Annotated in this window: 1 protein-coding gene; it reads right to left on the bottom strand. The window is 58.9% G+C overall.

The window, feature by feature from the left end; translation table 11 throughout:
• Positions 1 to 397: relaxase domain-containing protein (locus tag JF66_RS21340; RefSeq protein WP_035881024.1), on the bottom strand; the 397-nt coding region annotated here is incomplete at its 3' end.
• Positions 398 to 633: the final 236 nt, after the last annotated feature.

A 633-nucleotide genomic window follows, 5' to 3' on the forward strand; every position in this document is an offset into this window, starting at 1 on the left:
CGCGATGATTCATCCGCGTGAAGTCACCGTAACCGGTCTCAATCTTCGCGCTCAAATCCGTGCCACCGGTGCTGTACCCGTAGTACGCGCGGCCCAGCTTCACCGCATCGTGCGCCTCCGCCGCCGTCTTCCCCTGAGCCTGCAAAGCGATGATCATCGCTTCAGCATCCGGGTGCAACCCCTCACCGTACAGAGCCTTCATCTGCTCCTCAGTGACAACACCGGAAACACCCAGCGCGGCCACTCCCCCACCAACCCACACCCCGGGAGGGTTACCGTCCGCGGTGTAGTAATCACCCAGCTCCCGGCCGCTCTCGCGCCGGGCATCACCGGTCGCAACCTCGTTTGTGTAATAGGCATAACCGTCTCCCGCAGAGAGGATATGCACCGTCATCATGAAAATGACTTTACCTCGTTTATTACTAATGCCAGAGGTGTGACAGATCTAATGACGAAGAATGAGGAATGAGACTGGCCACAATCGAAGAGATTGTGCGGTTTCGGTACGGAGACTGCAGAGGGAGAAGAAGCTGTGAGGGACGAGCAGCGACGATGAACAGCGCAGTCGATGTACCGCAACCGAGAGCACTTGAGTCCCTGGGTCGGGCGCCGACTTGGGGGTGCCCAAGCTGC

The organism is Cryobacterium sp. MLB-32 (assembly GCF_000738085.1).
Classification (GTDB): domain Bacteria; phylum Actinomycetota; class Actinomycetes; order Actinomycetales; family Microbacteriaceae; genus Cryobacterium.